Source organism: Streptomyces sp. 5-10 (assembly GCF_014712245.1).
Lineage (GTDB): Bacteria > Actinomycetota > Actinomycetes > Streptomycetales > Streptomycetaceae > Streptomyces > Streptomyces violaceusniger.
In genome coordinates this window covers 1-5031 of record NZ_JACVYG010000140.1, presented here as the reverse complement: position 1 = coordinate 5031, position 5031 = coordinate 1, and the positions used below count along the sequence as shown (strand labels likewise).

The 5031-nt window shown below is 66.6% G+C and carries 2 protein-coding genes; both read left to right on the top strand.

Going from position 1 to position 5031, the window contains the following annotated elements:
- The first annotated feature begins 24 nt into the window (after positions 1 to 24).
- Entirely contained in the window at positions 25 to 3174 is a 3150-nt protein-coding gene (locus tag IEJ02_RS47345; RefSeq protein ID WP_191070439.1) for a type I polyketide synthase, read from the top strand.
- A gap of 36 nt (positions 3175 to 3210) precedes the next feature.
- A partial coding sequence (locus IEJ02_RS47340; RefSeq protein WP_191070438.1) for a type I polyketide synthase occupies positions 3211 to 5031 on the top strand: 1821 nt, incomplete at its 3' end.

The window sequence follows — 5031 nt, the reverse complement described above, 5'->3', positions numbered from 1 at the left end:
GAGGGTTATGGGGTTTTTGTTGAGGTGAGTGCGCATCCGGTGTTGACGGTGGGTGTGGAGGAGGTGGTGGAGGCCGCTGGTGGTCAGGCGGTGGTGACCGGCACGTTGCGCCGTGACCAGGACACACTCAGGCAGGTCCTGACTTCCCTGGCCCAGCTGCATGTCAACGGGGTGAGCGTCGACTGGACGCCCGTCTTGGGTGCTGTGTCGTCCGGGTCGGGTGGTGGGGCGTTGGTGTCCTTGCCGACGTATGCCTTCCAGCGGGAGCGTTACTGGCTCGATGCTCCGACCGTGGCGGCCGATGCCACGGGCCTGGGGCTGGAAACTCTTGAACACCCCCTCCTGGGGGCCGTGGTCCCCCTCGCCGAGGGCGGGCAGCTCTTCACCGGACGCATCTCGCTGGAGACACACCCATGGCTGGCTGATCACCGCGTCTTGGACTCGGTGTTGGTACCACCAGCCGCGATGGTCGAGTTGGTCGTCCGTGCGGGCGATCAGGTCGGTTGCGGTCGGGTGGAGGAGCTGACGCTGGAAGCGCCGTTGGTTCTGCCAGAGCGGGGCGGTGTCCAGGTTCAGGTGGTGGTCGAGGAGCCGGATGAGACTGGTCTGCGGCCGGTTGCGGTCTACTCGCACTTCGAGGATGCGACGGGCTCCGATGATGCCGTGTGGAGCTCTCATGCGAGCGGGTTGCTGGTGGCGGAGGGNTCGCACTTCGAGGATGCGACGGGCTCCGATGATGCCGTGTGGAGCTCTCATGCGAGCGGGTTGCTGGTGGCGGAGGGGTCGGCTGCTGCTGGTGGCGGGGTGGTGTTGGAGCAGTGGCCACCGGTGGGCGCTGAGGTGGTGATGTCGGATCCGGAGGGGTTTTATGCCGGGCTCGCTGAGCGTGGGTTTGGCTACGGTCCGGCTTTCCGGGGCGTGGAGGCGGTTTGGCGGCGTGGTGAGGAGGTGTTCGCGCAGGTCCGTCTTCCGCAGGAGCGGGTTGGTGAGGTGGAGCGGTTCGGAGTCCATCCCGCACTGCTGGACGCGGTCGTGCATGCCGTGGCCTTGGCGGACTTTGAGCGGCAGCCGGATGGGGCGTTGGGGTCGGGTGTGGTGCGTGTTCCGTTTGCGTGGTCGGGGGTGCGGTTGCATGCCTCGGGTGCGTCGGTGGTGCGGGTGCGACTGGCCCGGGCCGGGGCGGACGCTGTGGCGTTGGAGGTGGCGGACGCGACGGGCCAGCCGGTGGTCTCCATCGAGTCCCTGGTCTTGCGGCCGATCTCGGCTGAGCAGCTGCAGGCCGCCCGGACCAGCCGTTACGACTCCCTGTTCCAGCTGGACTGGCAGCCGGTGGCCACATCGGCTTCGGTTGTTGCTGGGGGTTCGTGGGCGGTCGTGGGGTCGGATGCCGGGTTGGGTGAGGCGGTGGTCCGTGCGGGCGGGTCGTATGCCCGCTACGCCGACATATCGGAGTTGACCAGCGCGCTCGATGAGGGCGAAGCGGTGCCCGGGACCGTGGTCTTGTCCTGCCCGACGAGCACTGGCGAGGGTCTGGCGGCTCGGGTGCGGGAGTCCCTGTCCGCTGTGCTGTCTTCGGTGCAGCGGTGCCTTGGTGAGGAGCGGTTGGCTGCTTCCCGTCTGGTGGTGGCCACCTGTGGTGCGGTCGCCACCGAGGCAGGGGAGGATGTGGCGGATCTGGTGCAGGCTCCGGTGTGGGGTTTGTTGCGGTCGGTGCAGACCGAGAACCCCGGCCGGTTCCTCCTGCTGGACCACGACCCCGACCATGCACAGGAGATCAGCGCCGTTGCGGCGGACGCGGTGGTGCGGGCCCTTGCTTCGGGCGAGGAGCCGCAACTGGCGGTCCGGGGCGGGACCGTCCTGGTTCCGCGCTTGTCCCGTGTGGCCAAGCCCGCAGTGGCCCCGGCGGCGTCTGCGCGGTTGGTCTCTGGTGGGACCGTGTTGGTGACGGGAGCGTCGGGTGTGTTGGCGGGTGTGGTGGCTCGGCATCTGGTGGCTGAGCATGGGGTGGAGCATCTGCTCCTGGCCAGCCGTCGGGGCCCGGACGCACCGGGGGCGGCGGAGTTGGTGGCTGAGCTGGAGGCGGCCGGGGCGTCGGTCACCGTGGCCGCCTGCGATGTGGCCGACCGCGAAGCGGTACGTGAGCTGCTGGCAGGTGTTCCGGCGGAGGCGCCGCTCAGGGGTGTGGTGCACACCGCAGCGGTGGTGGATGACGGTGTCGCGGAGGGGCTGACCGATGAGCGTGTTCAGCGGGTGTTGGCGCCGAAGGTGGATGCGGCGTGGCATCTGCATGAGTTGACTCGCGACATGGGGTTGGAGGCGTTCGTGCTGTACTCCTCCGCCACGGCCACGCTCGGCGCCGGTGGGCAGAGCAGTTACGCGGCGGCCAACGCCTTCCTCGACGCCCTGGCCCAGCACCGCCACGCCCAGGGCCTGCCTGCCCTCGCCCTCGCCTGGGGCCACGTCGCACAAGAGAGGACCGCCGGCCTACTCGACGCTGCCTCGGCAACGGAGCGGCCCCACGTGTTGTCGATGAAGGTGGATCTGAAGGCGATCAGGAAGCGCGCCGACGCGGTTCCAGCGTTGATGAGGGGACTGGTTCGTGTACCGCATCGCAAGGTCGCGGCTGGTCAGCAGAGTGCGGAGGCGTGGAAGGAGCGGATGGCTCTGGCCGCGCCGGAGGAACGAGAGCAGCTCTTGCTGGATCTGGTCCTTACCCATGCCGCGTCTGTCCTGGGGCACAGTGGTCACACCGACATAGACCCTGACCGGGCGTTGAAGGAGTTGGGCTTCGACTCGCTTACCGCGGTCGAGCTCCGCAACCAGCTCAGCACAACCACGGGGATGCGTCTGCCGGCGACGTTGGTCTTCGACCATCCGACGCCGCTTGCGGTTGCGCACTACCTGGATTCTCAGATTCGTGGCGTCGGTCAGAGTGAAACGAACATGTCCGCACGCGCTGTGCTGGCTGAATTCGACAAGCTGGAAGTCACTCTCTCTCGGCTGCGCTATCGAGAGGACGAGAGGGCTCAGATTTCGGCACGCCTCAAGGGGCTCATCCTGGCATTGGGGGATTCACGGCTGGACGACGGCGCGCAGGCACGGAGTGACGACTTGGAATCAGCCGATATGGACCAAGTTCTCAAGCTGCTCAATGACGAACTTGGAACTTTCTGAGCGAATCAGTGACTCTCCAGTGAAAGGGCAGGGCCCATGGAAGACTCCACGGTACTTGAACACCTCAAGCGCGCCACGACTGGATTGCGTGAGGCTCGAGCTCGTTTGCGTGAGGTTGAGGAGCGGGCGCGCGAGCCGATAGCCATTGTCGGTATGTCTTGCCGGTATCCAGGTGATGTGGCTTCACCGGATGAGCTGTGGGAACTCGTGGCAGACGGCGTGGATGCCATCTCCGCGTTTCCCGCCGACCGTGACTGGGCGGCCGGAATCCTGGACGACAAGGACTCGGATCAGGAGTCGACTCCAGCCGAGCTGCGCGGCGGGTTCTTGCATGATGCGGCCGATTTCGATGCGGAGTTCTTCGGGATTTCTCCGCGTGAGGCGCTGGTCATGGATCCGCAGCAGCGGTTGCTGTTGGAAGCGTCTTGGGAGGCGATGGAGAGCGCGGGAATCAATCCGGCTGATGTACGCGGTACCGAGACCGGCGTGTTCATCGGAACTCAAGGGCAGGACTACCTGTCACGGTTCCAGCAGCAGCCGGAGGGCAGTGATGGCTATGTGCTGACGGGTAACACGGCCAGTGTGATGTCGGGGCGTGTGGCGTATGTGTTTGGTCTTGAGGGTCCTGCGGTGACGGTGGATACGGCGTGTTCGTCGTCGTTGGTGGCGTTGCATCAGGCGAGTGTGGCGTTGCGTGGTGGTGAGTGTTCGATGGCGTTGGCCGGTGGTGTGGCGGTGATGTCGACTCCGGGGACGTTTGTGGAGTTCTCCCGACAGCGCGGCCTGGCGGTGGACGGGCGGTGCAAGGCGTTCGCGGACGCGGCGGACGGGACGGGGTTCAGCGAGGGCGTGGGTGTGTTGTTGTTGGAGCGGTTGTCGGATGCTCGGGCGCGGGGGCATCGGGTGTTGGCGGTGGTGCGTGGTTCGGCGGTGAATCAGGATGGTGCGTCGAATGGGTTGACGGCGCCGAATGGTCCTTCGCAGGAGCGGGTGATTCGGCAGGCGCTGGCCAATGCCCGGTTGTCGGCGGCGGATGTGGATGCTGTCGAGGGGCATGGGACGGGTACGACGCTGGGCGATCCGATTGAGGCGCAGGCGCTGCTGGCTACGTATGGGCGGGAGCGTGAGGGTGGTCGGCCGTTGTGGCTGGGGTCGTTGAAGTCGAACATCGGCCATGCGCAGGCGGCTGCGGGTGTGGGTGGTGTGATCAAGATGGTCATGGCGCTGAACCGTGAGGTGTTGCCGCGCACGTTGCATGTGGATCGGCCGTCTTCGCATGTGGATTGGGATGCGGGCGCGGTTGAGCTGCTGACCGATCCTGTGGCCTGGCCGCGTGGAGAGCGGGTGCGGCGGGCTGGTGTGTCGTCCTTCGGCGTGTCGGGGACGAATGCGCACGTCATCCTTGAGGAAGCGTCGGTGGACGAGGCCACGAATGTCGAGGTGGTTTCCGCTGGTGGTGTGACGCCGTGGGTGGTGTCGGGGCGTAGTGCGGGGGCGTTGGCGGCTCAGGCGGGTCGGTTGCTGGAGTATGTGCGTGCTGCTCAGGCTGATGGTGGTGGCGTGGATGCGGTGGGCGTGGGGCGTGCGCTGGTGGGCTCTCGTGCGGTCTTCGAGCACCGTGCTGTCGTCCTTGGCTCAGATGTGGAGGAGCTGACCGCTGGGCTTCAGAGGCTGGCGGAGACTGCCGTCGGGGGTGCTGGCGGTGGTGTGGTGGCAGGGCGTGTGCGGTCGGGGCGTGTGGCGGTGTTGTTCTCTGGTCAGGGGAGTCAGCGGGCGGGGATGGGGCGGGAGTTGTATGACTCCTTTCCTGTGTTCGCATCAGCGTTCGATGAGGTGTGTGCGGGGTTTGATGGGTTG